Source organism: Phytopseudomonas punonensis, assembly GCF_900142655.1.
Taxonomy (GTDB): domain Bacteria; phylum Pseudomonadota; class Gammaproteobacteria; order Pseudomonadales; family Pseudomonadaceae; genus Aquipseudomonas; species Aquipseudomonas punonensis.
Genome location: NZ_FRBQ01000001.1, coordinates 854,696 through 879,558, shown reverse-complemented (window position 1 = coordinate 879,558; position 24,863 = coordinate 854,696). Strand labels below are relative to the sequence as shown.

The following is a 24,863-nucleotide window of genomic DNA, read 5'->3' as shown; positions in this document are numbered from 1 at the left end:
CGTGATACCTATGGGAGCGGGGCACGGCCATGATTTCTTCGCGGGCATGGCCCGCTCCCACAGTCGTAGGGTGGGCGACGCTTCACCCGTCCACCGCTCTGCGATTGCAATGGTGGACAAAAAGAGCGTTGTCCACCCTACGTCTGCTCCCGTCTTAAACAGCCGCTGGTTTACAGCTGCAACTGCAGCGCATCGATCCCCGCCGTTAGCTCGGCAAAGTCCGCGGCCTGGCTTGGGCCTTCAACCAGCACCGCCTGGGCCTCGAACTCGTCGTCTTCATCGATCAGCACGAGCAGCGCTTGGCCGATCAGGCCGTCGGCCAGATCCAGTCCAGCCAATGCCTGCAGGTGTTTCCACACGTGCGGGCCGGCGCCGATAAACAGGTTTGGCCCTTCCAACCCCAGCTGCGCGGCGACATGAAAGCCCGCGGCGTTGCTGACGCTGTTGACGAACTCGAAGGGCTTGGGCTGTTGTTTGTGCACGCACACCGCGTCGAGCAGCGAGCCCATGGTGGCTCTGGCCGGGTGCCGCGAGGCCAGGTACAGCCCACAGTCGCTGCGGATCTTGGCCCGCAGCGGTGCAGCGCAGAGCAGGGCCTGCAGGATCAGTCGGTCGATACGCCGTGGTGTGGTCGGCAGCCAGTTGATCAGCGTGGCTTTCAGGTCCTTGTCGGAGTTATCCGCGTCCCCACGAACGCTGCAGGCGGCTATGGCATGGCTCATGGTGCGTCTCCCGTGCAGCGTTGCAACACCAGGCTGGCGTTGTTGCCGCCAAAGCCGAAGAAATTGGCGAGCAGCAGGCTGTCTTCGCTTATGGCCAGAGGCTCGGCAGGCAGCGGCAGCAGCGCTTCGGTGGCGTAGTCGCAGGCCGGCAGATGAGCGAGATTTTCCACCAACAGCAGGGTTTCCGTCAGGCCGCAGGCGCCCAGGGTGTGGCCGAGCCAGGGTTTGAGCACGCACAGCGGTGGCAGCGCCTCGCCGAACAGCAGGCGCACGCCATTGCTTTCGGCGCGGTCATTGGCGCCGGTGGCCGTGCCATGGGGTTTCACCAGGCCGATCTGCTCGGCACTGACATCGGCACTGCGCAAGGCCTCGCGCATCACCCATTCGATATGGCTGCCGTCTTCGCGGGTGGTGGTCAGGTTGCTGGTGTCGCAGGCGCTGAAGCCGCCCAGCAGGCGCGCCAGCGGCGCAGGCCCAGGCTGCAGGCTCAGCAGCGCCGTTGCATAGGCCTCGCCGAGTACCAGGCCGTCGCGTTGCGGGTGGAAGGGGCGGTAGTCGCCACTCGGCGACACCAGCCCCAACGCGCCAAAGCCTTGTTGGGCGATGGCGCTGGGTGTTTCGAAGGCCAGCACCAGCACGCGGCGATACAAGTCGGCACCGAGCATGCGCGCGCCGTACAGTAAACCGTTGGCAGCGCTGGTGCAGGCGGTATTGAGGGTGAAGGCTGCGGCGAAGCCCCAACGCTTGCTCAGTTGCTCGGCGATCAGATCCAGCGAAGTCGAGTGGTCGGGATGGAAACCGCCGCTCTGTTCGGCCAGCACTTCCAACTCGTCGATATCCAGGCTGGTGCTGGCGACGATCAGTAGGCAATCGTCCAGCGCAGTTGGGGCTTCGCCCAGGGTTTCGCGGATCAGCCGGTCGAAGTGTTCATCGCGGCTCTCGCCGCCTGCCACGCTCAGGTATGGCCGTGGTTCCTGCAACTCGTTGAGCGTGAAGCTGGCCGCGTGCGGGAGTACGCCAGTGCGCAGCGCCTCATTGGCCGTGCATAGGTCAGCACCGAGAGCGCTGTGCATGGCGCCTCGCTGCAGGTAGACGGGCGTCACTGTTGTTGCCTGATAAAGGCCGCAATGCTGGCAATGCTGTTGAGGATACGACGGCCGTCTTTAGCGCCTTCGATGCGCACGCCGTACTGTTGCTGCAGGGCCAGCGAGACTTGCAGGGCGTCGAGACTGTCCATCTGGATACGGCTCTGCTGGCCGAACAGCGGCTCGTCGTTATCGATGCTTTGCCAGTCGATATCGTCTTCCTTGTCGCACTCGCGAATCAGCAATTGCTTGAGCTTTTCTTCTAGTAGTGTGTGGTCCATTGCGTTTGCTGTACTCGTTTGTGGAACAGGAACAAGCCGCCCGCGCCGGCCAGGGCTGCGAACAGCAACAGGCGAGCACACCACGGGATTACGTCAGCCAGTGAACCGTGGCCCACCAGCAGGGTGAGGAAGGCGTCGAGCGCCCAGCTCATCGGGGAAACTTCCGCCAGTTGGCGCATGGCCTCCGGCATCACGCTCTTGGGCACCATAATGCCGCCGATGGCTGCGAGGATGATATTGATCCCGCCGCCAAGCAATAGGGCTTGTTCACTACTGCGTGCCAATGCCGCCAGCAGTAGGCCTAGGCTGCTGGTCGCCAGGGCGATGCTAGCCGCCAGCAGGGCGTAAGCGTGCAGGCTGCCATTGAGTTCCAGCGCGGGCAGGCCGACGAGCGGCAAGCCATGCATGCCGATGCTCAACAGCACCACGAACTGCAAGAGGTTGATGGCCAGGTACGGCAGCATCTTGCTCAGCGCCAGCGTGCCGAGCCCCAGGCCCAGGCAGCGAAAACGCAGCAGCGCGCCGCTCTGTTGCTCGCGCTGAAAACTACCGGCCATTGGTAGCACCACGAAGAACATGCCAAAGATCAGCCACGCCGGCACGCTCATCTGTGTGGCGTTGGCTCGGTCGCTCAGGTCGCCACTGGCCAGGCGCTCGCGTTCGTCGATCTGGCTCTCGGTGCGTTGCTGGATCAGCTCGAGCTGCTCGGCTGACGTCAGGCCTTCTTGCAGCGCGCCACTGTCCTGCAGGTAGGCGCGTAACCGGGTTTGCGCTAGGGCGATGGTCACCGCACCGTGCAGGCGCTGGCGCGAGAGGCGATCGAATTGCGCGGGAAAGCTCAGCGTGGGCCCTTGGTGTGGGATATCCAGCAGCCTTTCGTCGAAGTCGGCAGCCAGGCTGATACGCGCCAGTTCGGCCGGGCCGCTGGCCAGCAAGCTGCTGTCCGGCAGCTGCGCCTGCAAGGCGTTCTGGAAAAAACGACTGGAATCGCTCTGCTGCGGCGCTTCGATCACTAACTGCAATGGCGGCAGGCGATCCTGCAGGTAGCTGGACATGGCGCCAGCCATGATCACCAGAAACAGCGTCGGCATAAGGAACAACACCGCCAGCGCGTGGGGGTCGCGCAGCAACAGCAGGGTTTCCTTGCGGATCAGGGCGCGCAGCCTCATAGCTGGCCTCCATTGAGGCGCAGGTACAACTGCTCCAGTGACGGCCGACCGAAACGCAGCAGGCTCGGCGTTTGCGGCTGTGCGGCGATGAACCGGGTGATCGCCAGCAGTTGGTCGACGTTCAGCGTGGCGATGCGCACGCCGTTGGACGTGTGTTCGGCACTCAGGCCCAGCTCGGCAAGTAGCGCTGGAAGGGCGTCGGGGGGCTGCTCGGGCCACTCCAGAAACAGGCCGGGCTGGTCGCCCAGCAACTGGTGCTTGTCGATATCCAACTGCACGCGGCCTTCGTGGAGCAACAGGATGCGGTCGGCGACCTTTTCCACTTCATCAAGGTAATGGCTGGTGTAAATCACCGCCTTGCCTTCGCGGGTCAGCAGCCCGACGGCTTCGAGCAGCATCTGCCGGCTGCTGGCATCGACGCCCACGGTGGCTTCGTCGAACAGGTACAACTCGGCCGGTTGCAGCAGGCCGATGGCGAAGTTCAGGCGCCGCTGCTCGCCGCCAGACAGCCGTTCGGCGCGGCGTTCGAGTTTGTCTGCCAGCGCGGTGCTGGCGATGCAGCGGTCCAGCCGCTGATGCCGCTCGGCGCCGCGCAACTGGTACAGGTCAGCGAACAGTTCGAGGTTTTCCCTGACCTTGAGCCCGGCGTAAAACGCCAGTTGCTGCGGCACCAGGCCGAGGCGGCGCTCGCCTTGCCAGACGATCGCTCCCCCTTGGGGCTGCAGCACGCCGCTGAGCAATGACAGCAGCGTGGTCTTGCCCGCGCCGTTGCTGCCGAGCAGGCCCAGGCATTGGCCCGCCTGCAACTGCAGGTCGATGCCTTGTAGCGCCGGCTGCGTGGCTTGCGGGTAGCGGTAGCTGAGGTTGTCGAGCTCAAGCACGGACGAGCACCAGGAGTAGTTTGCCGTCGAGCAACAGGCGGTCGTGGCAGTGGATGCTGAAGCCGTAAAGCGCGCCCGCCGGGCTCATTGCCTCCTGGGCTGCGCTGACCAGCAGTGGGCCGCTACGCCCGCTGGGGTGATAATGCAGCTGCAGCTGCGAGAGCTTACCGACCAGGGCCATTTCGATGGCGCTGTCCTTGCCGTATAAGGCACCATGCGCGGCACACAACTGAGCGGCGGCTTCGAAAAACAGGCAGGGAGAGGCGTGTTCGCCGAGGTTCTCGAGGTACTGCCAGTCGCTCAGGCCGCGGATGCTGCTGGCCTCGTGTTCGAGCAGCGCGTCCAGCCAGAGTGCATTGCCCTGGTGCGGCAGCAGTGAGTGCAGTTGGGTGCGATCCATGGCGGGCGTCTAAGCGTGCGAGCGCAGCAGTGTAACAGAGCACTATTAGGGAGGAGTGTGGTGGAGGTCTGGCAATTATTGGTTTTCGTGGGTTTGAGCGTCGTGTTGACGGCCGTATCCTGGCGCTCGCTGGGTAACCCGCGCAGCCATGGTTTTTATCGCTTCTTCGCGTGGGAAGTGATGCTGGTGATGCTGGTGCTCAATGCGCCGTTCTGGTTCGAGAACCGCGACGCCGTGCATCAGCAGATCTCCTGGGTATTGCTGACGGTTTCGCTGGTTGTGCTGTTCGCCGGCATACACCAGATGCGCCGTTTTGGCCGTGCCAATGAGAAACGGCAGGATGATGAGCTGTTCGCTTTCGAGCGCACTTCGAAGCTGGTCACCAGCGGCATCTTTCACTACATCCGTCACCCGATGTACTGCTCGCTGCTGCTGCTGGCGTGGGGCATCGCCTGGAAACAGCCGACCGCCCTGGCGCTGGCGCTGGCCGTGCTGTCCAGCGTCTTTCTGTGGCTCGCGGCGCGCTGCGAAGAGCGTGAATCGCTGGCCTACTTCGGCGACGCCTACCGCGACTACATGACCCGTAGCCGGATGTTCGTACCCTTCATTCTTTGAGCTGAACGCTCACTGCTGCGCCGGCTGGTTTTCCAGCATCAGCTGGCGATAGGCGCGTTGGTAACTCTCATAGTCGAGATTTTGCTGCTGTAGCTCGCGAATCCGCTCATTCAGGCTGGCGCCGCCCGTTGGCGAGATGGTCGCCGGGGCGCTAACGGCAGGCTCGGTGATTAGCTGGGCCTCGCTCAGCAGCTCATCGATCACAGGATCCATCTTGCTTTTCGTGCCCTGCCACTTCATCAGCGACAGGCCGCCCTTGCCGCGCAGGTGATAGGCCGCCGTGGCCATTGTCTGCCGCCGCGGCCCAAGAATGGTCAGCTCAGCGCTGGAAAGATAAGGCGCCATGTCCCACGAGCGGCGCGCCGTATACCTCACCACGTACGGGCACTGGTCCCACGGGATCGTCGCATACGGCCGGGTCGTGATGCCGTGCCTGGCGAAGCCCTGCTGCAGCACTGGTACGAAGTCGCTGACCATGACCTTGGGGTTTTCTTCGATACACATGGTGTTCGGCGCGCTTTGCAGTGGTGTGACGCGAACCGACGTGCAGGCGGCGAGGATGAGCGCCAGAGACGATAGGGATAGCGTCGATAGAACCTTGGACATGCTGATCAACTTCCTTGTAATGAATAAGCCGCCCGCAGGCGGCTTATTTGGCAGGGCTAAAGCGCGCGCTTACTTGACGTTCGCGTACTTAGCCTTCAGCGCAACGCCAGCCATGATGGCGCCGGCGTGGCATTCGTATTTGCTGTTGTCGCGGTATTCCTTGTTCTTGTAGTTGCTGGCCAGGTCGACCACGGCGTTGGCGCCTGCGGCTTTGGCCGAGTTCTGCAGTTTGATCAGCGCGGATTGCAGCGCCCAGCTGCAGGCAGCTTCGTCGGTCTTGTTGAAGGCGTTGGTCTTCTGGCTGGTGGTCACGTTGGCGTTGATGATCTTGGCGCCAGCCGGGGTCTTGTTCAGGTAGAACTTCACCGAGCCATCGAGGCGGCCAGCCTGGGTGGCTTCATTGACCACCGACTGGAAGTCCAGGAAGTGGGCGGTGTCACGGGCCTGGCTGACGGCAGGCAGCAGGGCAGCGGTGAGCAGTGCAACGGCGGTCAAACGTTTCGCGTTCATCGAGTTTCTCCTGGGATGTCACTGGGGCATTGGAAGGGATGGACTACGCAGTTCCTGCTGGATGCTGCGATCAAGGTTAAGGACCCACTTGTTGTAGTTACGGTGGATCTTGCCGTCGCTATAGCCTAGGTTGTGGCTGTCGCGATAACGGATCGAGTAAGACGACGCGGTGTAAGGAATGCTGATTTGCGCCTCATGGCTGCGGCGGGTGATCGAGGCCAGGATCTGACCCTTATCGGCGCGCTCGATGGTCCATTGGCGGCGTTGCAGGGCAGTGAGAATCGCCCGGCGCATGTCATCCTGACTTTTGGCTGCGGCCGGCGGCACGCTGCTGGAGATGTTCAGCACCGGTTTCGAGGTACAGGCGGTAATGCCCAGAAGCAGCAGGGCAAGCAGGGCGAAGCGATTGAAGCGAGACATCATCCATGTTCCTTGTCAGTGAAGATTTCAGCGGTTAACGCCAGCGGCGAAATACAAGCGATGTATTGACCCCACCAAAGGCGAAATTGTTGTTCATAACGTATTCATTACTCATCTCGCGGAATTCACCGCGCAGGTAATCCAGCTCGCCACACGCCGGGTCGATGTGATCGAGGTTGAGCGTGTGTGCGTAACTGTCGCTGTTGAGCATCTCGATGCTGAACCAGGATTCCAGCGCGCCGCAGGCACCCAGGGTGTGGCCGAAGTAGCTCTTCTGCGAGCTGATCGGCATGCGCGCACCGAACAATTCACTGGTGGCCTGGGTTTCCGCCACGTCGCCCTGTTCGGTAGCGGTGCCGTGGCCATTCACGTAGCCGATGGCGTCTGGCGGCAACGCGGCATCTTCCAGAGCCAGCTCCATGGCGCGGCGCATGGTCGATTGCACCGGTTTGGTGGCGTGCTGGCCGTCGGCGTTGCATGCAAAGCCGACGATCTCTGCGTGGATGGTGGCGCCACGTGCCAGCGCGTGTTCCAGCTCCTCAAGCACCAGCATGCCGGCGCCTTCACCGATCACCAGGCCGTCGCGGCCGCTGTCGTAGGGGCGTGGGCTGGTGTGCGGTGCATCGTTTTTCAGGCTGGTGGCGTACAGCGCATCGAACACCATCGCTTCGGTCGGGCACAGCTCCTCGGCGCCGCCGGCGAGCATCAGCGGCAGGCGGCCGAACTTGATCGCCTCGTACGCGTAGCCGATGCCCTGGCTGCCACTGGTACAGGCGCTGGATGTCGGGATCAGCCGGCCGGTGAGGCCGAAGAAGATGCTGATATTGGCCGCCGTGGTGTGCGGCATCATGCGGATGTAGGAGTTGGCGTTGAGGCCGTCGGCCACCGAGTTGATCAGCATGTTGCCAAACGCTTTCACCTCATCGGTGCTGCCGGTGGATGAGCCGCAGGCCACGCCCATGCGCCCGTCCTTGATGCTGGCATCGCCAAGCAGCCCGGCATGTTCCAGTGCGCGTTCGGCGGCATACACCGAGAGTTTCGAAACGCGGCCCATGCTGCGCAGTTGTTTACGCGTCCAGTGGCTTGGCACCACGAACTCGTCAACCGGGCCGCCCAGGCGGGTGTTCAGCTCGGCGAAGCGATCCCACTCGTGCATGAACCGAATGCCGTTGCGGTTGGCGCGAAAGTTCGCCGAGATGCTCTCCCAGCTATCGCCCAGAGAGGTAATGCCGGCCATGCCGGTAACGACTACGCGCTTCATCGTGCCACTTCGCTCTTCATCAACACAGACCGCCATTGACGGCGATTACCTGGCGGGTGATGTACGCCGCCTCTTCGGACATCAGAAAATTCACCGTGCCGGCGACTTCTTCCGGGGTGCCCATGCGGGCCGTGGGGATCATCTTGAGAATCTCCTCGAGCGGTACGTGCTCGTCGAGAATCTCGGTATCGATCAGCCCCGGTGCCACGCAGTTGACGGTTATCTTGCGCTTGCCCAGTTCGATGGCCAGCGCCTTGGCCGCGCCGATGATGCCGGCCTTCGAGGCGCTGTAATTGACCTGGCCGCGGTTGCCGATCAACCCGGAAACCGAGGTGATACAGACGATACGCCCTGGCTTGCGACGGCGCACCATCGGCATCGTCAGCGGATGTAGGACGTTGTAGAAACCATCCAGATTTGTGCGCAGCACCACATCCCAGTCTTCCTCGCTGAGCGCCGGAAAGGCGCCATCGCGGGTCAGCCCGGCGTTGCAGACCACGCCGTAATAGGCGCCGTGGGCTTCCACGTCTGTCTCCAGGGCGTCACGACAGGCGACGCGGTCGGCGACGTCGAACTGCAGGATGCGCGCTTGCTGGCCGAGGCCTTCGATCTCGCGCTGGACTATTTCGGCTTCGTCGCGTCGCGAACGGCAGTGCAGCACCAGGTCGAAACCGGCGCGCGCCAGGCGCAGGGCGATAGCACGGCCGATACCGCGGCTCGATCCGGTGACCAGAATGGTCTCGCTCATGCAGACGGCTCCTGAGAAATGGGCGACTCTTGAATGTAGGTGGTCACGTCACGTGGCTGAAACACGTTCAGGCGCGCCTCGACGAGAATATCCGGGCCTTCCAGGCGGCACTCGAACACGCACATGCCGTTGTCGTCCTGCAGCGAGCGGGTGGCGTGGATGTGCAGTGTAGTGCCGGCCGGGAAGCGATCCACGTTGCAGACGAAATTACGCGTGCCGAGCAGAAAGCCCAGCTCCACCGGCAGCCCTTGTTCACGGGCGTGACAGCCCGCGAACGCGGCGACGCTCTGGGCCATCAGCTCGATGCCGACAGTCGCTGGCAGGCTGCCGTCGGCCTGGCTGAACAGGCCGTCCGGGCGGACCACCAAACGGGTGTCGATATGTTCGGCGCCAAACGCCAGCACCTCGTCGATCAGAATCATGTCACCGGCGTGGGGCACCAGCTCGGCGACGGGCCAAACACTCACGGCAGGTCTCCCAGAATCAAGGAAATATTGTTGCCGCCAAAGGCGAACGAATTGCTCATCAGGTAACGGCGCCCAGTCGCTGGCAGCGCACCGGGCGCTTCGACCAGCGCCAGGCGCGGCAGTTGCGTATCGGCCACGCCGTCCCAGACGTGAGGCGGCAGGCGCTTGGCGCTGTTGTAGTTGCTCAGCGTCAGCCAGCAGAACGCCGCTTCCAGCGCTCCGGCCGCGCCGAGCGTATGGCCAGTCAGCGCCTTGCTCGACGAGCAGGCCACGCCCTCTGGAAACAGCGCCTGGACGGCGAGGCTCTCCATGGCATCGTTATGAATGGTGGCCGTGCCGTGCAGGTTCAGATAGCTGATCTGCTCGGCTGCCAGGCCAGCCGCGTTCAGCGCCTTGTGCATGGCCTGCTGGGCGCCGAGGCCTTCGGGATGCGGCGCGGAAATATGGTGGGCGTCGGAAGTCGCGCCGCCGCCGAGCAGGGCGATGCCTGAAGCGGGCTCATCTGAATCCGCGCGGGTCATCAGAAACAGCGCGGCGGCTTCACCGATATTGATGCCATGGCGGTTGGCCGAAAACGGATTGCAGCGCTCGTCCGACACCGCTTCCAGGCTGGCGAAGCCGTTCAGGGTCAGCTTGCACAGGCTGTCCACGCCGCCGCACAGCACGGCATCGCAAACGCCCAGCTGCAGCAGGCGTTGGGCGCTGAGCAGCGCGCGGGCGCTGGAGGTGCAGGCGGTGGATTGGCAGTACACCGGCCCGCTCAAACCCAGCCAGTCGGCGAGGAAAGTCGCCGGTGCGGCGATTTCCTGGTTGCAGTAAAGGTACTCGGCAGGCACTACGCCGCTATTTATGTAGTTGGCGATATGCTCGCCCGCTTCGGCGATGCCCGAGGTGCTGGTGCCGAGCATCACTGCGATGCGCCCGACGCCATAGCGGGAAATGGCGTCTTGAATCTCTTCGTGAATTTCTAGGGCCGCCGCCAGCAGCAGCCGATTGTTGCGGCTCGCTGCCTGCTCAAAGCCGGCAGGCATATCAGGCAATAGCCCTTCGACTGCACCTACGGTCACGCTGCGCTCGGGGATCCAGCCGTTCTGAAGGCGCATGCCGCTGGTGTCGCCCGCGAACAGGGCGTCGGCCACGGCCTGTTTGCCCTGACCAAGGGAGCAGACTACGCCGAGGGCGTCGAGGCGGGCGATCATGGTTGCGTCTCCAGCGGGCTGACCCGATAACGCTGTTTGCCGTTGGCCAGTTCGATGATGTCGTGTTCCCGGTAATTGATCTGCCAATCCGGCGCGAGTTGGCGGCTGTTGGCGGTTTCCTGCCAGTCAGCCTTGGCGTAGGCGCGTGGCAATTCGCTAGGCGGCGTAAGGGCGAACAGCAGGGCCGCGAACAATTCCCGCGCCGGCGCGTTAGGCGGCAGCAGGCCGTCATTGTGCCAGGCGCCGGCGATCAGCGACTGCCGCGCCAAAGGCACGCCAAGCGGATCGAACAGCGACAGGCGCAGATTGCTGCCCTCGGCCTGGATCACCAGTAGCCAGTCCTGGCCGTCAGCGGTGCTTACCTGCAGTGAGATCGGCAGTGGTTTTGTTAGCGCAGGTGACTCTGCCGGAAGCGGCGTGCGGGCAGCACACGCCGTCAGCAACAGGACGCAGGCGAGCAGCAGCAGGCGCTTCATGCCCGCGCCTGCTCGAGCGGCTTGCGCACAGCGGCATTGACCAGAGTTTCATTGCGCTGGCCAAACGGCTTGGCCTTGCGAATGCCCCAGCGCTCCAACAGGCCGAAGTCTTCCGAGCGGCTCCACCACAGGTACGGATAGGAGACGTTGCGCTCGCTGAATTCGAAGCCCTGCTGGCGCAGCATGCCCAGGTATTCATCGGCGCTCTTCTGCACTTCCATGGGGTGGCGGAACAGCCAGCGGATCACCCAGGTATCGATGTAGTACTTGGTCGACTCGGCGAACAGCAGCAGGCCGCCGGGCTTGAGCACGCGCCAGAACTCGGCCAGCGCCTGCTCCTGCTCGACCAGGTGGTGGAAGGTCTGGTGGCAGAAGAGCATGTCCACACTGGCATCGGGCAACTGGATCGCCGCGCAGTCGCTGGCGATCAGCTCCACGTCCAGGCCCAGCCGCTGAGCCTCGGCGCGCGAGCAGTCAAGACTGTGCGGGTCAGCGTCCAGGCCGATGATGCGCGCCGGCGAAAACGCCCGCTGCAGCAACGAGAACGACTTGCCCTGGCCGCAGCCGGCATCGAGTATCACCGGGGCGTACGGCAGCGCGCCACTGATCAGCTTCTGCAGATCATCGACGGCCACGCGCAACACATGGTGCTGCCACACGTGGCTGCGCAGGAACCAGAAACCGAAACCGGTTTCCTCGACATAGGTGGCCGCAGCGCGGTTCATCGAAGCATTCTCAGGCACTGGCGCACAGCTCCGCGAGTACCCGCAGACGGCGACGCGGCTCGGCCACGTAGGGGTTGCGCTCGTCCCAGGCATAGCCGGCGAGAATCGAGCTGATCATGGCGCGGATATCCGGCGAGGCTTTGGGGTAATAGATGACGTCCTGGAAGCTGCCGTCGTACCAGCCTTCGACATACACACGGAAGGTGTCGACGCCGCGCTTGAGTGGGATCGCGAAGTCCTGTTCCCAGTCCACGGCCTCGCCGCTCAGTTGGCGATGCAGCAGGTTGGCGGCCATGCTCGCCGAGCGCATGGCGATGGTCACGCCGGAGCTGAATACCGGGTCGAGGAATTCGGCGGCGTTGCCCAGCAGGGCGAACCCCTTGCCGTGCAGCGCCTTGACGTTGGCTGAGTAGCCCTTGATTTCGTTCACTGGGGTGTCCCACACGGCGTTGCTCAGCACCTTGGTCAGGCTTGGGGTTTCGGCGACGAACTGCTTGAGGGCGGCGTCCTTGTCTTCCGGGTAGCCGTCGAAGCGTTCGGCGAGGCCGACCACGCCGAGGGAGCAGCGGCCGTTGCTGAACGGAATGGTCCAGAACCACACGTCGCGCAGGGTCGGGTGGGTGGTGATGAGGATCTTCTCGCGGTCGAAGGCCGGGTGGTCGATGCGGTCTTCGATATGGGTGAACAGCGCCTTGCGCATCGGCAGGTTGGACGGCAGTTCCAGGTCGAGCAGGCGCGGCAGCAGGCGGCCATAGCCGCTGGCGTCGAGCACGAAGGTGCAGCTCACTTGATATTCGTAGCCATCGGCGAGGCGGCGTACCGAAAGCAGCGGTTGTTCGCCGCTGAAGTCCACGGCATGGATTTCTTCTTCGTAGCGGATGGTCACGCCCTGGCGCTCGGCGTCGTCGGCCAGCACCTTGTCGAAGGTGGCGCGCTGCACCTGGAAGGTCGAGCCGAAGCTCTTCGTGAAGGTGTCGCGGAAGTCGAAGTCAGTGTAGCGATCACCCCAGGCGAAGGCCGCGCCGTGCTTGGTCTGGAAGCCCGCCGCGCGCACCGCGTCCATCATCCCGGCTTCCTCGACGAAGTCCAGGCAGTGCGACAGCAGGCTCTCGCCGATGGAGAAGCGCGGGAAGCGCTGGCGCTCGAGAATCAGCACCTCGTGGCCTTTGCGCTTGAGCAGGGCGGCGGCGATGGCGCCCGAAGGGCCGGCACCGACGACGACGATCTGGTGGTGTTGGACTTCAGGAGACTTCATAGCGGCTCTTTGCCTCGAGGTTGGTTGATCTGCGCAGGGTCGCCGGCAGCAAGGTGCACAGCAGCCCCATGAGCATCAGGGCGAAATACAGTTGGGTGCTGATGACCTGCTGATGCAGCAGCAGGTTAAGAAAGACGATCTCGGTCAGGCCGCGAGTATTGAGCAGAATGCTCTCGCGCCATTTGCTCTGGCTCAGCTCCAGTCCACCTGCGGCCCACGACAGCCCCAGCCAGCTACCGGCCAGTTTGCTGATCGCCGGCAGGGCGAGCAGTGCGATGAATTGCGTGGCGGTAAAGCCGAAGTCGGCGGCCAGGCCGTGCCAGTCGATCTGCAGCAGGCCGTAGGCAAGAATCAGCGGCACGGCGAGCCAGGTCTGCAACGCCGTGAAGGCCTTCGCCGGCAGCGGCAAGCGCAGCGGCAGGCGCAGGCCGGCAGCCAGCAGCAGGTAGGCGATGCCAAACACCAGCACGTTGTAGCCCATCTGCTGGAGGAGCAGCAGCAGAGCGAGGAACAGGCTGCCATTGAGCACGGCGTGGCGCAGGCCGAGCAGGCGCAGCAGCAGCGGGCTGGCCGCTGCCAGCAGCGGCCACGCCAGGCTGCTCGGGTCACGGCTGCCCTGGGCGAGGGCGAAGATCGACCAGCACAGCAGGTCCATGAGAATCGCCGCCTGCATCAGCGTGCGGGTACGCGCGGCGGGGTAGGCGAGATCCTGCAGGTACAGAAACAGCACCGGAATCGCCGTCAGCGCGAACAGCAGGCCGATGGCGATGGCCGTCAGGCTGTCCAGCGGTGGCAGCAGCCACAGTGCGCAGGCCAGGCCGCAGAAGAACGGCACGAAGAAGCTCGGCAGGGCGATCTTCAGGCTTGCCGCCTGCAGGTCGAGGTCGATCACGTCGCTGAGAATATGCGCCAGCAGCAGGCTGAAGGCGATGCCGTACAGCGGCTTGAGCCAACCCGGCGCGAGCAGTTGCTCGGCGCCGACGCCCAGCGGCGTGCTCCAGTACAGCAGCAACGGCAGGGCAAAGGTGCCGAGCAGCAACTGGCTGACGATGGCGATCAGACCCAGGCGTTTGCCGAACCAGGTGGCTAGGGCAAACAGGCCGATCAGCGCAAGCCAGCACAGGGCGATCATCATCCCTTCACCTCATGCTGTTGCGTACCGGCCCAGGGCGACAGCAGGAAGCAGAACATCAGACCGAGGCTGATCGCCAGGCCAAAGTTGGCGATGGCCGGCGTCTGGCTGAGCAACAGCAGGCCGAACGACAGCCAGCTGGAAACCGCCGAGAGCAGGGTGCCAAGCAGGCTGACTGCTCGGCCGCCGATGCTCTCGCGCATCAGAATCGCGTAATCGACACCGATGGCGGTGATCAGCAGCAAACCGAACAGGCTGAACAGGGTCAGCGGCTGGCCCAGCCAGCCCAGGCTGGCCAGAGCGGCGAGGGCAGCCAGCAGGGGTAGGCAGACCACCCGCAGGGCGCCACCGATGCCGAATGGAATGCACAGCAGCAGCACGATTGCCAGGCAGGAGATCAGCTTGAGCTCGGCGGCGCTGATCTGAGTGGCGGCGAACAAGCTGTTCAGCTCACCGAGGCGGTCGACCAGTTGCACACCTTCCAGGCCCTCGGCAGCGCCTTGCAGCACGCTGCTGTCGGTCTGGCCCTGCAGGCTGACCACCGCGGCAACGCCGTTGTCGTCACGGCCCAGCCACAGAGCACGCCAGGGCTCGGCTAGCGGGCTGGCGAGCGCCTGTTCCAGGTTTGGCTGTGGCTGTTCCAGCAGGTGTTGCAGTTCGGCCCGCAGCGCCTCGGCCGGGATGCCCAGGTCGAGCAACGCCTGCCAGTGGCCCGGCAGATCAGCCAGGGCGGCACGCAGCGCCTGCAGGTCGGCAGCCGGAGCGGCCAGCTGGTTCAGCGACAGGTAACTGCGCAGCTGGGCGTTTTTCACCAGCGCATCGAGGCGCACGCCGAGGGCTTGCTGGCGCTGCAGCAATTGCGCTTCATCAGCTGCGCGGACGAGAAAGAACTGGCTGGTGGGCTGCTGGCCGGTCAGCTCGACGATGCGTTGCGACTGCGCGAACAGCACCGGGTCTTTGCCGAGCCACTGGCGCAGATCGTTCTGGCTTTGCAGCAGCCAGATACCGCCGGTGCAGAACAGTAGGAAGGCGCCGAGTAGCCACAGGCTGGTGCGGCGGTTCTGCAGGCGACCGTGCCAGCTCAGCAGGCGGGTCGCGACGGCCAGCAGGCGCGGCGCGGGGCGCAGCTGCATGCCATTGAGCCAGGCGGGCAGCAGGCACACCGAGCACAGGTACGCGCCGATCAGCCCGGCGGCCGAGAATGCGGCGATCTGGGTGAGCGCCGGGAAGGGCGTGAAGGCCAGTGCCAGGTAACCGATCAGGTTGGTGCCCAGGCTCAGGCTCAGGCCCGGCAGGGTGCTGCGCAGGGCGCTCCAGCTGCGCCATTCGGCGTGGCCCCAGCTCTTGCTCAGGTAATGCAGCGGATAGTCAGCCGCGACGCCGATCAGGCTGGCGCCGAGCACCAGCGTCAGCGCGTTGATCTTGCCGAAGATCAGCACGCAGGCGGCGCAACCTGCCAGCAGCGCCACGCCGATGGGCAGCAGACTAAGCAACGCGCGCGGGCGGCGGAAGGCGATCAGCAATAGCAACAACGTACCGAGGCTGGCCGCGCCGCCGATCAGCGTCATCTCGCTCATCGCCTTGTTCTGGCCGGCAGCGGCATACAGCGCGCCGCCGGTGGCGAGCAGTTGGCCGCCTGCCGCCTCGGTGGAGGCGCGGGCGGCTTCGATGCGCTGTGCGATAGCCAGGGGCGCCTGCATATCGAAGGCATCGCCGCGGCTGCGCAGGTGTACCACGGCCCAGGTCATACCGGGCTCGTTGACCAGCAGCGTGCCGCTGGCCAGATCCGGCTGCACGCGACCACCAAAATTGAGGGCCTGTTGCGCACGCATGCCGAGGCCGAACCAGTCTTGCTCTGGCGGCAGCAGGCTGAAAGATGCGAAGGGGTCGAACAGCCCGGCCGCGCGTTGCTCGATGAAGGCGCTCGGCTGCTCGATCAGCAGTTTGCGGTCAGCGGCGGGCAGCATATTCAGGCGACTGTCACGCAGGTGCTGGCGCAGGGCATTGAGGTCGCTGTCGAGCTGCCAGCGCACCTGGGCGAAGTCGCCGCTGCCGCGCCATTGCTGACCGAAGCTGGCGGCCAGGGCGATGGCACGCTCGCGCTCGGGGTGGCCGACGAGTACCAGCACATCACGCTGGATCGGCTCCTGCATGCGCGCTTCGGCCTGTTGCAGGCGCGCATCGCCGGCGCCGCTGGGCAGCAGGGCAAGCATGCTCGCCGCCACCGGCGGGCCGTCGCGCCATTGCCAGGCGGTCAGCGCCAGCAGCGCCAACAGCAGCACGGCGAACAGCCGCGGCAGGCGGCGTTCGATCAGGCGGTGCTCAGTGCGCAAAATCGCTGCGCTCCTCGTCGCTCAAGGTGTCGCTGGCAATGCTCGCGGGCATGCGCATCAGCGTGCGGTCGCCCTGGGTTTCATGCAGCTCGATACGCTCGACCAGCTCGCCACCGCTGATATCGATACGGCTGAACACCTGCTTGAGCAGCAGCGAAGTGGGCGTCAGGGCCAGGGTCCAGGCCTTGGGGTCGCCGCTCAGTTGCAGGTCGAAATCCCGCGCCAGGCCGCTGTGGTTGCCCTTGAGGACGTCGAGAAACAGCTTGCTCTGCTGGGCCGCGACATCACGCCCCGGCTGCATCTGCCAGCCATCGGCGGTGCGCTTGGCGATGCCGTTGGCGTCGATGCGGTAATCCTGTTTGAGCGGTTTTTCCAACTTCCACAACAGGCCAGCATCGGCTGCCAGCACGAAGGTGCCGCTGCTGGTCAGCGGTTGCGGCAGGGCACGCAGGTGTTTTTCCTGGATGAACGGGCCACGCACCACCGGGTGTTGCGACAACTGCTTGCTCAGCGCATCGAGGGTCAAGGTGTCCGCGTAGCTGCACAACGCCGTGAGCAGCAGGCCGATCAGCAGGGAGAGGCGCGCCAGAATTTTCATCCGATCACCCGCTGCACGGCATCGATAAACACCTTGGGCGAAGCCAGCTGCATTTCGCGGCTGGCGATTTCCACCGCCACCTGCACGCTGCTGCCGCGGGTCATGCGCTCGCCGGTGGCGGCGTCGCTGATCAGGTAGTGGATCTTCAGGCGGTTTTCCCACTCCACCAGATCGGCGCACACGGTGATGCGCTGGCCGAAGGTGGCACCGCGGATATAGCGCAGCTGCAGGTCGATCACTGGCCAGGCGTAGCCGCTGTCACGCATCTGCGGGTAGCCGTGGTCGAGGCGGTCGAGCAGGGCACAACGCGCCTGCTCGAAGTATTTGACGTAGTGGCCGTGCCAGACGATTTCCATCATGTCCACGTCGAAGAACGGCACGAGGATTTCCACCTCGGCCTGCAGAACGCCTTTAGCGCGCATGGGGAGCGTCCTTGAGAGCGATGGCTATCCCCGTGGGAGCGCGCCATGCGCGCGAATCGTGGGCATGGCCCACTCCCACAGGTTCGTCGGCATGACGCGAATTACGCATACAGGCTCCAGTGCTGGGCGCGGATGCGTTGCAGGCACAGGCGCAGTTCGCCTTCCAGGGCACGATCCTCGATTAGCGGCGGGAAGTCCTCGCCCATCTGCCCATGCATTTTGGCCAGGGCGGCCGGCAGCACTGTGGTTTCGGCGCGCTGGCGCAGCCATACGCCCTGGTTGGCAGCCAGCAGCGTGGCCGCGGCGACCTGCTCGGCCAGTTCCAGGCTGCGCAGGGCGTCGCGGGCGGCGATGGTGCCCATACTCACCTTGTCCTGGTTGTGGCATTCGGTGGAGCGCGAGAACACGCTCGCCGGCATGGTGTTTTTCAGGGCTTCGGCAGTCCAGGCGCTGGCGCCGATCTGAACGGCCTTGAAACCGTGATTGATCATCGCGGTTTCCACCGGCGCGCCGGACAGGTTGCTCGGCAGGCCGTGGTTGTAGCGGGTGTCGACCAGCAGGGCGAGCTGGCGGTCGAGCAGGTCGGCGAGGTTGCCGATCAGGTTCTTCAGGCTGTCCATGGCGAAGGCAATATGCCCGCCGTAGAAGTGCCCGCCGTGCAGCACGCGCTCTTCATCCGGGTCGATCAGCGGGTTGTCGTTGGCACTGTTCAGCTCTGTTTCGATGAATTGGCGCAGCAGGCCCAGGCTGTCGGCCAGCACGCCAAGCACGTGCGGCGCGCAGCGGATCGAGTAACGATCCTGCAGGCGGTGCAGCGGCGCGGTCGGTGCGTCGATGGCCAGGTCCTGGCGAATCCACGCGGCGACCTGGTTCTGGCCCGGGTGCGGCTTGGCGGCGAACAGGCGCTCGTCGAAATGCTCCGGGTTGCCCTGCAGGGCGATCACGTTGAGCGCGGTGATGCGCGTCGCCAGCTTGAGCAGGTAATCGGCGCGGGAATAGGCCTGACAGGCTAGGGCGGTCATCACCGCGGTGCCGTTCATCAGCGCCAGGGCTTCCTTGGGGCGCAGCACCAGCGGCGTCCAGCCCAGCTCGGCGTGCACGTCAGCGGCGCTGCGGCGCTCGCCGCGGTACATGACCTCACGCTCGCCACACAGGGTCGCGGCGATGTAGGAGAGCGGCGTCAGGTCACCGCTGGCGCCCACCGAGCCTTCTTCCGGAATCAACGGCAGTACATCAAATTCGATGAACGCCTGCAGGCGCTCCAGCAGTTCCAGGCGCACGCCGGACATGCCCTGGCACAGCGACTGCAAACGCGCAGCCAGCACGGCGCGGGTGGCCTGCTCGTCGAGCAGCTTGCCCAGGCCGCAACCATGGAAGGTGTACAGGTGACGCGGCAGTGCCTCGACCTGATGCAGCGGTACGGCCACCACGCAGGAGTCGCCGTAGCCGGTGGTGATGCCGTAGATCATACCTTCACGGTCGAGCAGGCTGTCGACGAAGCGTGCGCCACGGCCGATGCGGTCGCGCCACTCGGCACTGTTGTCCAGCTCGCCGCGCGCGGTGCGCTGGGCCAGGTTGACGATCTGCTCAAGACGCAGCGGCTGCGCGCCGAAGGTCACGGTTTCAGGCTGCTGTGTTGTCATGGTCGTTCCAGAACGGATAGAAGTTGAACCACTGCTGCGGGGCTTGCAGACAGCGTTGGGCCAGGTGGTCGGCATAGCGTTGTGCCCAACCCTGAATCACCGCCTCACGCTCGCGGCGTGTCCACACCACGGCATCGGTAAAGGGTTGCAGCATGACCTGATAGCGGCCGTCGATCTTCAGGCAGTCGATCAGGTTGACCGGGCACTGCAGCAGCCCGGCCAGTAGCCAGGGCCCTTGCGGCAGCGGCGCCGAGTGACCGAGAAAATCCACGTTGACGGTGCGCTCGCCATGCAGTGGCACGCGGTCGCCGGCAATCGCCAGCCACTCTCCGCGTTCCAGATACTCGGCCAGGCGCATCATCACTGCCGGGTCCAGCTCGCTGACCTGAATCAGCCGCAGGTTGTTGGCGCCGCTTTCCTTGAGCAGGCGATTGAACTGCTCGGCGTGGCGGGTGTGCACCAGCACGTTCATGCGCACCTGGGCGCTGAGCTCGGCGAGAGCGCGGCACACTTCCAGGTTGCCGAGGTGAGCGCCGACCAGCATCTGCCCGCGCGTGCCGCTCATCTGCCCGTGCAGGCCATGGGGATCGATCAGCTCGATGTCGCGGAAATGTAGGCGGTCACTCCAGACGTCGAGCTTGTCCAGCAGGCTGTCGGCGAACGCCATGAATTGGGCGAACACCGAGCGGTGGGTCGGGCGCAGCTCGGGGCGCGTGCTCCAGGTCGCCAGGTTGTGCTGGTACTGACGAATGCTGAGCCGCGCTTTCGCGCCGAACAGGAAGAAGTAGGCGACGATCAGGTACAGCAACGGGGTCAATGCCCGGCGGCCGAGGTAACGCGACGCCAGGGCGGTGAATTTCATCGCCGCGAAACTGCCGCGCTCGCGCTGGCCGGCCCAGTGTTTGCTCCGATCCATCAACGCCACCGCCGGTACAGCAGCACGGGCGCGCGGCAGAGCATGCCGAAGAACAGCCGGGTGTGCATTTTCGAGATCAGCACGTTGTCCTGCCAGAGGCGAAAGTGCGAAACGCCGTCTTCTGGGTAGTGCACGCGGGTTGGCAGCCAGCGCATCGGCTGGCCGCGCCAGGACAGGCGCACGAGAATTTCCGAATCGAAATCCATGCGTTTACCGAGTTTTGCCGAGTCGATCAGCGCCACGCAGGCGGCCAGCGGGTAGACCCGGAAGCCGCACATGGAGTCGCGGATCTCAAACGACAGGCTGTTGATCCACACCCACACGTGGGTCAGGTAGCGCGCGTAGAGGCGGCCCTTGGGCACGCTGGCGTCGTATTGTGGGTAGCCGCAAATGATCGCGTCGGGGTGCGCGCGGGATTCGCCGAGAAACGTCTGCACTGCCTGCAGGTCGTGCTGGCCGTCGGCGTCCACCTGTAGCGCATGGGTGAAGCCCAGACGCTGCGCTTCACGCAGACCGGCCATCACCGCGCCGCCCTTGCCCTGATTTTCCGGCAGGCGCAGCAGATAGGTGTCGGCCTCGCCGGCGAGGCGATCGATCACTGCCGCGCAGGTCGGCCCGGAGGCGTCGTCGACCAGTACGCACGGCAAACCGGCGGCCAGCAAACTCGCCACCACACCGGGCAGCGGGCCTTCATGGTTGTACACGGGGATCAGCGCGCAAGGGCGATGATCGCTTGCCGCCTGGCTCATGGCGCCGCCTTGAGCAGGATGCGGCCGGACGAGCAGTTGGCCTCGCCGTTGCGGAAGGTGAAGTACAGCTTGTGGCGCTCGGCATCGAAACGCAGGGTCAGCTGCAGGCGGTCGCCTGGGCGTACCAGCTGCTGGAACTTGAGCACTTCCATGCCGCCGAACAGCGGCGGCAAGTCGGTGATCAGGGTGCGAGCCAGTTGCTGCGCCCAGTCGATCTGCACCACGCCCGGCAGCACTGGCGTACCCGGGAAGTGGCCGCTGAAGTGCGCCAGGTCCAGCGGTACGTCCAGCACCAGGTGCCACTCGCCGTTTTCTTCACGGGCGCTCGCCGGCTCGACGCGAGTCGGGCGGGCGGCGGCCAGCAGGTCGTTGACCTGGGCTTGGCCGAGCTTGCCCTGGCTGCTGTAAGGCAGGTGCGCCAGCAGGCGCCAGCGGCGTGGCAGGGCGATGGCTTCGCAGTGGCCGGCCAGGTGCTGGCGCAGGCCTTCGGTAATGTGCCGACGACCCTGATTACGCAGCGCGTGCAGGCCTGCCGGCGAAAGCGCAACCAGTGCGCCGAGAAAGGCGCGGCCTTGCTGCAGCACGCCCAGGCGCGCCTCGCTCACCCACTCGTGCAAGGCCAGAGCCTGTTCGAGCAGGGGCAGGGAAATACGTTTTTCTTCGAGTTTGACGATGCGATCCAGACGCGCGCCGAGGGTGAAACGGCCATCGGCGTCGATCTGCGCGGCGTCGGCCATCTGCTCGCAGTGGCCGGCGGGCAGGTAGGACGAGGTCAGGCGCAGGGCACCTTCTTCGTTCAGCTCAAGCCTTACGTCAGCGAATGGCTGCCACTTTTCGCCGCCCTCCCGCCAACCAATGCCGCCAGTTTCCGAGCTGCCGTAGATTTCTGTCGGCCACTGGCCCAGGCGCCCTTGCACCGAGGCGGCGGCGTCGGCCGGCAGCGCGCCGCCGGAGGAGAACACCTTGCGCACCCGGCTCAGCGCCGCCCAGTCGAGGTTGTCGCCCATGCGCTTGAGTAGCGCCGGGCTGGTGATCCAGGCGAAGTGCAGGTGCGGCAGGCTGGTCAGTTGCAGGTCTTCCGGGAACGGCTGGGCCTTTGGCAGGAACACGCGGCCGGCGCAAATCGGCCAGAGCACACGGAACAGCAGGCCGTAAATGTGTTGGGCAGCCACGCTGCCAATGATTAGCGCATCGCCGAGGCGTTCGCCCCATAGCGCTTCCAGCGCTTGTACCTCGTTGGCTAGTTGGCCGAGGCTCTTGTCGATTAGCTTGGGTTCGCCGCTGGAGCCGGAGGTGCACAGGGTCAGGCGGCAGCGCTTACGGTCGAGCGCTTTGGCGGTCAGCGGCGCGGCGGCCATCGACTCGTCGAGTCGCTCCAGCCATAGGTCGACCTGAGCGCCCTGGCGCTGACGGGTTTGCGGCTGGGCATCGGCCGGCAACAGCACATGGATATCGGCCTGCCAGGCGGCGAGCAGGGCGATGGCCAGCTCGGCGGCATCTTCCAGGTGCAGGGCTACGCGCCTGACGCCCTTGGCCTGCCAATAGGCCGCGAGGCTGAGAGCACGCTGGCAGAGCTCGGCGTGGTTCAGCTCAGGGGTTACCTGGCGGCTGGCGTCCGCCTCTAGCAGCAGGTTTTCAAGGCTCAGCCAGGTCATGCAAATCTCCTTACACGTTGACGCACCAACCATTCGCCGGCGAATAGCAGGCCCATCAGGAGGTAGGAAATCAGTCCGGTATACAGCGCCCACCACGACAGTGGCGCCCACAGGTTAAGCGCCACCACCAGCAGGCCGTTTGTGAGCATGAACACGGCCCACACTTCGGTGACGCGGCGGGTGTAACGCACGGCGACGTCGGGCAGCTCGGGCTCGCGCAGGCGTGCCAGGCGTTCGGCCATCGGCATGCCGATCTTCAGGCTGCTGGCGAACAGCAGGCCAAGCGCTACGCTGACCAGCACCGGGTACCAGCGCAGCAGCGCTGGCTCATCGGCGAGCACCAGCAACAAGCAGAACACCAGCACCGCGCCAGTCATGCGCTGGCTGTTGCGGTCACGCGGGTTGCTCAGCAGCCGCGCCAGCCACAGGCCGCCAAGCAGCGCGGCAAACAGCGTTGGCGACAGGTGGCCGGCGCCGAAGTACACGGCGAACGGGTAGGCCACGCTAACCAGCGCGACCAACAGGCCGAACAGACGGCTCATGCCGGTTCCGCGTTGACCATCTGGTACACCGCTTCGACCACGTCACCGACGGTGCGTACGGTTTTGAACGCTTCGGCGGCAATCTTCTTGCCGGTCTGACGTTTGATGTGGTCGATCAGATCGACGGCGTCGATGCTGTCGATTTCCAGATCTTCGTAGAGGTTGGCGTCCAGGCTGATGCGCTCGGGGCTCAGTTCGAACAGCTCCACCAGGGCGTCGCGCAAGGTGGCGAAGATTTCCTCACGGGTTTGCATGGTCATTGTCCTCAAGCGGCCTGGCGGCTGGCAACGAAGGCAGCGAGGCTGGCGACGTTGGCGAAATGGGTGCGGGTGTCCTTGGCTTCGGCGTCGATCTTGATGCCAAAACGCTTCTGGATCGCCAGGCCGAGCTCCAGGGCATCGACCGAATCCAGGCCGAGGCCTTCGCCGAACAGGGTCAGATCGTCGTCGATATCCTGAGGCGTGACGTCCTCGAGGCCGAGAGAGTCGATGATCAGGTTTTTGATCTCAAGCTGCAGAGCGCTCATCTTTGGCGAGCTCCTTTATGAAATGCTGATGTAGATGATCGTTGAGTTTGCGCGACGCAACCGGCGCCGCGCCCATGGCGTTGAATTGCGCAGGGTCGATGTCTTCGCCCACACGCAAGTGAATGTGAAAACGCCGCGCAGGAATGCGGTACCAGGGCTCGGCCTTGGTCAGCGTGGTAGGTGAGACGCTGATCACCACCGGGGTAATCACACGGGCACCGCGCAACGCGATGGCCGCGGCGCCGCGATGGAACTCGGGCGGGCAGCCGGGCGTGGTGCGTGTGCCTTCCGGGAAGATCACCAGGGTCTGGCCTTGCTGCAGTGCGCCGGCGGCCTCGTCGAGCATGTCCATGCTGCCGCTGTTGCTGATGTAGCCCGCCGAGCGGATCGGCCCGCGCATGCAGGGATTGTCCCACAGGCTCTGCTTGACCACGCAGTTGGTGTCGCGGGTGAAGGCGATGGTCACCACCACGTCGATCAGCGACGGATGGTTGGCGATGATCATCTGCCCCGGGCGGCCGAGGCGTTCGGCGCCTTCGACTTCATAGGTGAGTACGCCGCTGCGGTACATGAATTCAACGAAGCTGCGAAAGGTCAGGCTGACCACGCGCCGAGCGCGCCGCTGATGGGCGGCAGCGTCACCGGGCAGCAGCGACAGTACCGGAAATATCAGCACGCGCAGCAGCACACCGCCGATACCGAACAGGGTGAAGCTCGCCGCTGTGGCGATCAGCCGCCACAGGTACGGCGGGCTGTAGCGCTTTACAGACTTTTGCGTGACCAGGTCCATTGGCGCTCTTTCCACGTGTGTTGGAGGGAGGTGCTCTGCGTGCACAGGCTTTGGATCAGGCTCAACGGGTGCGGCCAGGGCGAACGCTCGCCAGCGGCCGTTTGTAGCTGCAGGCTCCAGTCATCGCCGGGCGTCAGCAGCAGGGCAAGTGCGTAAGGGAACGGTACGTCATCGATGAACGGGGCGTAGGGCTCTGGCTGCGCTTCCTCGCCGATCACCAGCAATACTGCGGGCGCACCGTCAGCCAGAAAGGTCAGCGCCTCGAGCATGGCCATTTCCAGGCCATCTTCTGCGCCGGCCAGGGCGGTCATTTCGCTGGTGTCGCCGCGCATGATCGACCACTGACCGATGATCGCGTTGTGCACAGAAAGGCTGAACTGCGTCGGCGATAGCGGCTCTTTAGCTGCAAGGTCTTTGAGAATGGCCAGGTTGCGCGGCGTTTCACCGTGCCGCGAAGCGAACACCAGCGGCAGTGCGGTGTGGCCCTCGGCCAATGGCCAGGCAACCTGGAATACCATGCGCGCCAGGCGGCTCAGGCGGCGGCGCTGCATGGCCGGCAGGAAGCTGACATCGGGCTGCTCGCCACTATCGTGCAGGCGTTCGGGCGCCTTGCTCCAGGCGAGCCAGTCATCCGTACTGTCCAGGCCGGGGGCCCAGGCACGCCATTGATCGATCCTGAACTGCATTTCTACTGAAACTCTGCTTGGCCCGCCGGGCATTTCCTTGTCTGTACGACT

Annotated in this window: 30 protein-coding genes; 1 reads left to right on the top strand and 29 read right to left on the bottom strand. The window is 64.7% G+C overall.

Annotation, left to right across the window (positions count from 1 at the left end; all coding sequences use genetic code 11):
• Window positions 1-170: 170 nt before the first annotated feature.
• Genes BUC40_RS03975 through BUC40_RS03950 form a run of 6 tightly spaced genes read right to left on the bottom strand, consistent with a single transcriptional unit; the run spans window position 171 to window position 4,538 of the window.
• The gene (locus tag BUC40_RS03975; RefSeq protein ID WP_073262808.1) at window positions 171-722 is read right to left on the bottom strand and encodes a hypothetical protein; all 552 of its coding nucleotides are present in this window, start codon (window positions 720-722) and stop codon (window positions 171-173) included.
• Window positions 719-1,795, bottom strand: a complete 1,077-nt coding sequence (locus BUC40_RS03970; protein WP_244160597.1) for a beta-ketoacyl synthase N-terminal-like domain-containing protein — start codon at window positions 1,793-1,795, stop codon at window positions 719-721. The genes BUC40_RS03975 and BUC40_RS03970 overlap by 4 nt, the downstream gene beginning before the upstream one ends.
• 26 nt (window positions 1,796-1,821) lie before the next feature.
• On the bottom strand, window positions 1,822-2,088 hold the full coding sequence (locus BUC40_RS03965) for an acyl carrier protein (RefSeq protein ID WP_073262804.1): 267 nt from the start codon (window positions 2,086-2,088) through the stop codon (window positions 1,822-1,824).
• Entirely contained in the window at window positions 2,070-3,257 is a 1,188-nt protein-coding gene (locus BUC40_RS03960; protein WP_073262802.1) for an ABC transporter permease, read from the bottom strand. Before BUC40_RS03960 ends, BUC40_RS03965 begins: the two co-directional genes overlap by 19 nt.
• Window positions 3,254-4,138: an ABC transporter ATP-binding protein gene (locus BUC40_RS03955; RefSeq protein WP_073262800.1), complete on the bottom strand. Its 885-nt coding sequence runs from the start codon at window positions 4,136-4,138 to the stop codon at window positions 3,254-3,256. Before BUC40_RS03955 ends, BUC40_RS03960 begins: the two co-directional genes overlap by 4 nt.
• Window positions 4,131-4,538 carry a hotdog family protein gene (locus BUC40_RS03950; protein WP_073262798.1) on the bottom strand — a complete coding sequence of 136 codons (408 nt, stop codon included), beginning with the start codon at window positions 4,536-4,538 and terminating at the stop codon, window positions 4,131-4,133. Before BUC40_RS03950 ends, BUC40_RS03955 begins: the two co-directional genes overlap by 8 nt.
• Window positions 4,539-4,640: 102 nt before the next feature.
• Here BUC40_RS03950 and BUC40_RS03945 point away from each other — a divergent pair, with 102 nt between their 5' ends.
• The gene (locus BUC40_RS03945) at window positions 4,641-5,153 is read left to right on the top strand and encodes a methyltransferase family protein (protein ID WP_244160613.1); all 513 of its coding nucleotides are present in this window, start codon (window positions 4,641-4,643) and stop codon (window positions 5,151-5,153) included.
• A gap of 9 nt (window positions 5,154-5,162) precedes the next feature.
• Here the strand turns inward: BUC40_RS03945 and BUC40_RS03940 are convergent, their stop codons facing one another.
• From BUC40_RS03940 to BUC40_RS03830, 23 genes are all read right to left on the bottom strand, one after another.
• Window positions 5,163-5,759, bottom strand: a complete 597-nt coding sequence (locus tag BUC40_RS03940) for an Sbal_3080 family lipoprotein (RefSeq protein WP_073262795.1) — start codon at window positions 5,757-5,759, stop codon at window positions 5,163-5,165.
• Between the two features lie 69 nt (window positions 5,760-5,828).
• Window positions 5,829-6,269 (bottom strand): excinuclease, encoded by a 441-nt coding sequence (locus tag BUC40_RS03935; protein WP_073262793.1) that lies wholly within the window; start codon window positions 6,267-6,269, stop codon window positions 5,829-5,831.
• 18 nt (window positions 6,270-6,287) lie between these two features.
• Window positions 6,288-6,689 carry a hypothetical protein gene (locus BUC40_RS03930; RefSeq protein WP_208605738.1) on the bottom strand — a complete coding sequence of 134 codons (402 nt, stop codon included), beginning with the start codon at window positions 6,687-6,689 and terminating at the stop codon, window positions 6,288-6,290.
• Window positions 6,690-6,723: 34 nt separating this feature from the next.
• On the bottom strand, window positions 6,724-7,950 hold the full coding sequence (locus BUC40_RS03925) for a beta-ketoacyl-ACP synthase (protein WP_073262789.1): 1,227 nt from the start codon (window positions 7,948-7,950) through the stop codon (window positions 6,724-6,726).
• A gap of 19 nt (window positions 7,951-7,969) precedes the next feature.
• Window positions 7,970-8,698, bottom strand: a complete 729-nt coding sequence (gene fabG / locus BUC40_RS03920; protein WP_073262787.1) for a 3-oxoacyl-ACP reductase FabG — start codon at window positions 8,696-8,698, stop codon at window positions 7,970-7,972.
• Window positions 8,695-9,165, bottom strand: coding sequence for a hotdog family protein (locus BUC40_RS03915; protein ID WP_139272105.1), 471 nt, complete (start codon window positions 9,163-9,165; stop codon window positions 8,695-8,697). Before BUC40_RS03915 ends, fabG begins: the two co-directional genes overlap by 4 nt.
• Window positions 9,162-10,364: a beta-ketoacyl-[acyl-carrier-protein] synthase family protein gene (locus BUC40_RS03910; protein WP_073262785.1), complete on the bottom strand. Its 1,203-nt coding sequence runs from the start codon at window positions 10,362-10,364 to the stop codon at window positions 9,162-9,164. The genes BUC40_RS03915 and BUC40_RS03910 overlap by 4 nt, the downstream gene beginning before the upstream one ends.
• Entirely contained in the window at window positions 10,361-10,840 is a 480-nt protein-coding gene (locus BUC40_RS03905; protein WP_073262783.1) for a DUF3261 domain-containing protein, read from the bottom strand. Before BUC40_RS03905 ends, BUC40_RS03910 begins: the two co-directional genes overlap by 4 nt.
• Window positions 10,837-11,565 carry a class I SAM-dependent methyltransferase gene (locus tag BUC40_RS03900; RefSeq protein ID WP_073262781.1) on the bottom strand — a complete coding sequence of 243 codons (729 nt, stop codon included), beginning with the start codon at window positions 11,563-11,565 and terminating at the stop codon, window positions 10,837-10,839. The genes BUC40_RS03905 and BUC40_RS03900 overlap by 4 nt, the downstream gene beginning before the upstream one ends.
• A gap of 10 nt (window positions 11,566-11,575) precedes the next feature.
• Window positions 11,576-12,820: an NAD(P)/FAD-dependent oxidoreductase gene (locus tag BUC40_RS03895; protein WP_073262779.1), complete on the bottom strand. Its 1,245-nt coding sequence runs from the start codon at window positions 12,818-12,820 to the stop codon at window positions 11,576-11,578.
• A complete protein-coding gene (locus BUC40_RS03890) occupies window positions 12,807-13,955 on the bottom strand; it encodes a cation:proton antiporter (RefSeq protein WP_073262777.1) in 1,149 nt (382 codons plus the stop codon). Before BUC40_RS03890 ends, BUC40_RS03895 begins: the two co-directional genes overlap by 14 nt.
• Window positions 13,952-16,285: an MMPL family transporter gene (locus BUC40_RS03885; protein WP_073262775.1), complete on the bottom strand. Its 2,334-nt coding sequence runs from the start codon at window positions 16,283-16,285 to the stop codon at window positions 13,952-13,954. The genes BUC40_RS03890 and BUC40_RS03885 overlap by 4 nt, the downstream gene beginning before the upstream one ends.
• Window positions 16,275-16,883: an outer membrane lipoprotein carrier protein LolA gene (locus BUC40_RS03880; protein ID WP_073262773.1), complete on the bottom strand. Its 609-nt coding sequence runs from the start codon at window positions 16,881-16,883 to the stop codon at window positions 16,275-16,277. Before BUC40_RS03880 ends, BUC40_RS03885 begins: the two co-directional genes overlap by 11 nt.
• Window positions 16,880-17,305 carry an acyl-CoA thioesterase gene (locus BUC40_RS03875; protein ID WP_073262771.1) on the bottom strand — a complete coding sequence of 142 codons (426 nt, stop codon included), beginning with the start codon at window positions 17,303-17,305 and terminating at the stop codon, window positions 16,880-16,882. Before BUC40_RS03875 ends, BUC40_RS03880 begins: the two co-directional genes overlap by 4 nt.
• 101 nt (window positions 17,306-17,406) lie before the next feature.
• Complete coding sequence (locus BUC40_RS03870; RefSeq protein WP_073262768.1) at window positions 17,407-18,948, bottom strand: HAL/PAL/TAL family ammonia-lyase; 1,542 nt, start codon at window positions 18,946-18,948, stop codon at window positions 17,407-17,409.
• Window positions 18,929-19,864: an LpxL/LpxP family acyltransferase gene (locus tag BUC40_RS03865; protein ID WP_073262766.1), complete on the bottom strand. Its 936-nt coding sequence runs from the start codon at window positions 19,862-19,864 to the stop codon at window positions 18,929-18,931. The genes BUC40_RS03870 and BUC40_RS03865 overlap by 20 nt, the downstream gene beginning before the upstream one ends.
• Window positions 19,864-20,613: a glycosyltransferase family 2 protein gene (locus BUC40_RS03860; protein ID WP_073262764.1), complete on the bottom strand. Its 750-nt coding sequence runs from the start codon at window positions 20,611-20,613 to the stop codon at window positions 19,864-19,866. The genes BUC40_RS03865 and BUC40_RS03860 overlap by 1 nt, the downstream gene beginning before the upstream one ends.
• Entirely contained in the window at window positions 20,610-22,268 is a 1,659-nt protein-coding gene (locus tag BUC40_RS03855) for an acyl-CoA synthetase family protein (protein ID WP_073262762.1), read from the bottom strand. Before BUC40_RS03855 ends, BUC40_RS03860 begins: the two co-directional genes overlap by 4 nt.
• On the bottom strand, window positions 22,265-22,810 hold the full coding sequence (locus BUC40_RS03850) for a COG4648 family protein (protein WP_073262760.1): 546 nt from the start codon (window positions 22,808-22,810) through the stop codon (window positions 22,265-22,267). The genes BUC40_RS03855 and BUC40_RS03850 overlap by 4 nt, the downstream gene beginning before the upstream one ends.
• Window positions 22,807-23,064 carry an acyl carrier protein gene (locus tag BUC40_RS03845; RefSeq protein ID WP_027903856.1) on the bottom strand — a complete coding sequence of 86 codons (258 nt, stop codon included), beginning with the start codon at window positions 23,062-23,064 and terminating at the stop codon, window positions 22,807-22,809. The genes BUC40_RS03850 and BUC40_RS03845 overlap by 4 nt, the downstream gene beginning before the upstream one ends.
• Before the next feature lie 11 nt (window positions 23,065-23,075).
• Window positions 23,076-23,336 (bottom strand): phosphopantetheine-binding protein, encoded by a 261-nt coding sequence (locus BUC40_RS03840; RefSeq protein WP_073262758.1) that lies wholly within the window; start codon window positions 23,334-23,336, stop codon window positions 23,076-23,078.
• Window positions 23,317-24,126, bottom strand: a complete 810-nt coding sequence (locus tag BUC40_RS03835; RefSeq protein WP_208605737.1) for a lysophospholipid acyltransferase family protein — start codon at window positions 24,124-24,126, stop codon at window positions 23,317-23,319. The genes BUC40_RS03840 and BUC40_RS03835 overlap by 20 nt, the downstream gene beginning before the upstream one ends.
• On the bottom strand, window positions 24,099-24,812 hold the full coding sequence (locus BUC40_RS03830; protein WP_073262757.1) for a beta-ketoacyl synthase chain length factor: 714 nt from the start codon (window positions 24,810-24,812) through the stop codon (window positions 24,099-24,101). Before BUC40_RS03830 ends, BUC40_RS03835 begins: the two co-directional genes overlap by 28 nt.
• Window positions 24,813-24,863 lie beyond the last annotated feature (51 nt).

Excerpts from the sequence above, each read along its gene's own strand:
- BUC40_RS03975 (WP_073262808.1), bottom strand. The coding sequence starts at position 722 with ATGAGCCATGCCATAGCCGCCTGCAGCGTTCGTGGGGACGCGGATAAC.
- BUC40_RS03970 (WP_244160597.1), bottom strand. The coding sequence starts at position 1,795 with ATGCACAGCGCTCTCGGTGCTGACCTATGCACGGCCAATGAGGCGCTG.
- BUC40_RS03965 (WP_073262804.1), bottom strand. The coding sequence starts at position 2,088 with ATGGACCACACACTACTAGAAGAAAAGCTCAAGCAATTGCTGATTCGC.
- BUC40_RS03960 (WP_073262802.1), bottom strand. The coding sequence starts at position 3,257 with ATGAGGCTGCGCGCCCTGATCCGCAAGGAAACCCTGCTGTTGCTGCGC.
- BUC40_RS03950 (WP_073262798.1), bottom strand. The coding sequence starts at position 4,538 with ATGGATCGCACCCAACTGCACTCACTGCTGCCGCACCAGGGCAATGCA.
- BUC40_RS03940 (WP_073262795.1), bottom strand. The coding sequence starts at position 5,759 with ATGTCCAAGGTTCTATCGACGCTATCCCTATCGTCTCTGGCGCTCATC.
- BUC40_RS03935 (WP_073262793.1), bottom strand. The coding sequence starts at position 6,269 with ATGAACGCGAAACGTTTGACCGCCGTTGCACTGCTCACCGCTGCCCTG.
- BUC40_RS03930 (WP_208605738.1), bottom strand. The coding sequence starts at position 6,689 with ATGTCTCGCTTCAATCGCTTCGCCCTGCTTGCCCTGCTGCTTCTGGGC.
- BUC40_RS03925 (WP_073262789.1), bottom strand. The coding sequence starts at position 7,950 with ATGAAGCGCGTAGTCGTTACCGGCATGGCCGGCATTACCTCTCTGGGC.
- fabG (WP_073262787.1), bottom strand. The coding sequence starts at position 8,698 with ATGAGCGAGACCATTCTGGTCACCGGATCGAGCCGCGGTATCGGCCGT.
- BUC40_RS03910 (WP_073262785.1), bottom strand. The coding sequence starts at position 10,364 with ATGATCGCCCGCCTCGACGCCCTCGGCGTAGTCTGCTCCCTTGGTCAG.
- BUC40_RS03905 (WP_073262783.1), bottom strand. The coding sequence starts at position 10,840 with ATGAAGCGCCTGCTGCTGCTCGCCTGCGTCCTGTTGCTGACGGCGTGT.
- BUC40_RS03900 (WP_073262781.1), bottom strand. The coding sequence starts at position 11,565 with ATGAACCGCGCTGCGGCCACCTATGTCGAGGAAACCGGTTTCGGTTTC.
- BUC40_RS03895 (WP_073262779.1), bottom strand. The coding sequence starts at position 12,820 with ATGAAGTCTCCTGAAGTCCAACACCACCAGATCGTCGTCGTCGGTGCC.
- BUC40_RS03890 (WP_073262777.1), bottom strand. The coding sequence starts at position 13,955 with ATGATGATCGCCCTGTGCTGGCTTGCGCTGATCGGCCTGTTTGCCCTA.
- BUC40_RS03880 (WP_073262773.1), bottom strand. The coding sequence starts at position 16,883 with ATGAAAATTCTGGCGCGCCTCTCCCTGCTGATCGGCCTGCTGCTCACG.
- BUC40_RS03875 (WP_073262771.1), bottom strand. The coding sequence starts at position 17,305 with ATGCGCGCTAAAGGCGTTCTGCAGGCCGAGGTGGAAATCCTCGTGCCG.
- BUC40_RS03870 (WP_073262768.1), bottom strand. The coding sequence starts at position 18,948 with ATGACAACACAGCAGCCTGAAACCGTGACCTTCGGCGCGCAGCCGCTG.
- BUC40_RS03865 (WP_073262766.1), bottom strand. The coding sequence starts at position 19,864 with ATGGATCGGAGCAAACACTGGGCCGGCCAGCGCGAGCGCGGCAGTTTC.
- BUC40_RS03860 (WP_073262764.1), bottom strand. The coding sequence starts at position 20,613 with ATGAGCCAGGCGGCAAGCGATCATCGCCCTTGCGCGCTGATCCCCGTG.
- BUC40_RS03855 (WP_073262762.1), bottom strand. The coding sequence starts at position 22,268 with ATGACCTGGCTGAGCCTTGAAAACCTGCTGCTAGAGGCGGACGCCAGC.
- BUC40_RS03850 (WP_073262760.1), bottom strand. The coding sequence starts at position 22,810 with ATGAGCCGTCTGTTCGGCCTGTTGGTCGCGCTGGTTAGCGTGGCCTAC.
- BUC40_RS03845 (WP_027903856.1), bottom strand. The coding sequence starts at position 23,064 with ATGCAAACCCGTGAGGAAATCTTCGCCACCTTGCGCGACGCCCTGGTG.
- BUC40_RS03840 (WP_073262758.1), bottom strand. The coding sequence starts at position 23,336 with ATGAGCGCTCTGCAGCTTGAGATCAAAAACCTGATCATCGACTCTCTC.
- BUC40_RS03835 (WP_208605737.1), bottom strand. The coding sequence starts at position 24,126 with ATGGACCTGGTCACGCAAAAGTCTGTAAAGCGCTACAGCCCGCCGTAC.
- BUC40_RS03830 (WP_073262757.1), bottom strand. The coding sequence starts at position 24,812 with ATGCAGTTCAGGATCGATCAATGGCGTGCCTGGGCCCCCGGCCTGGAC.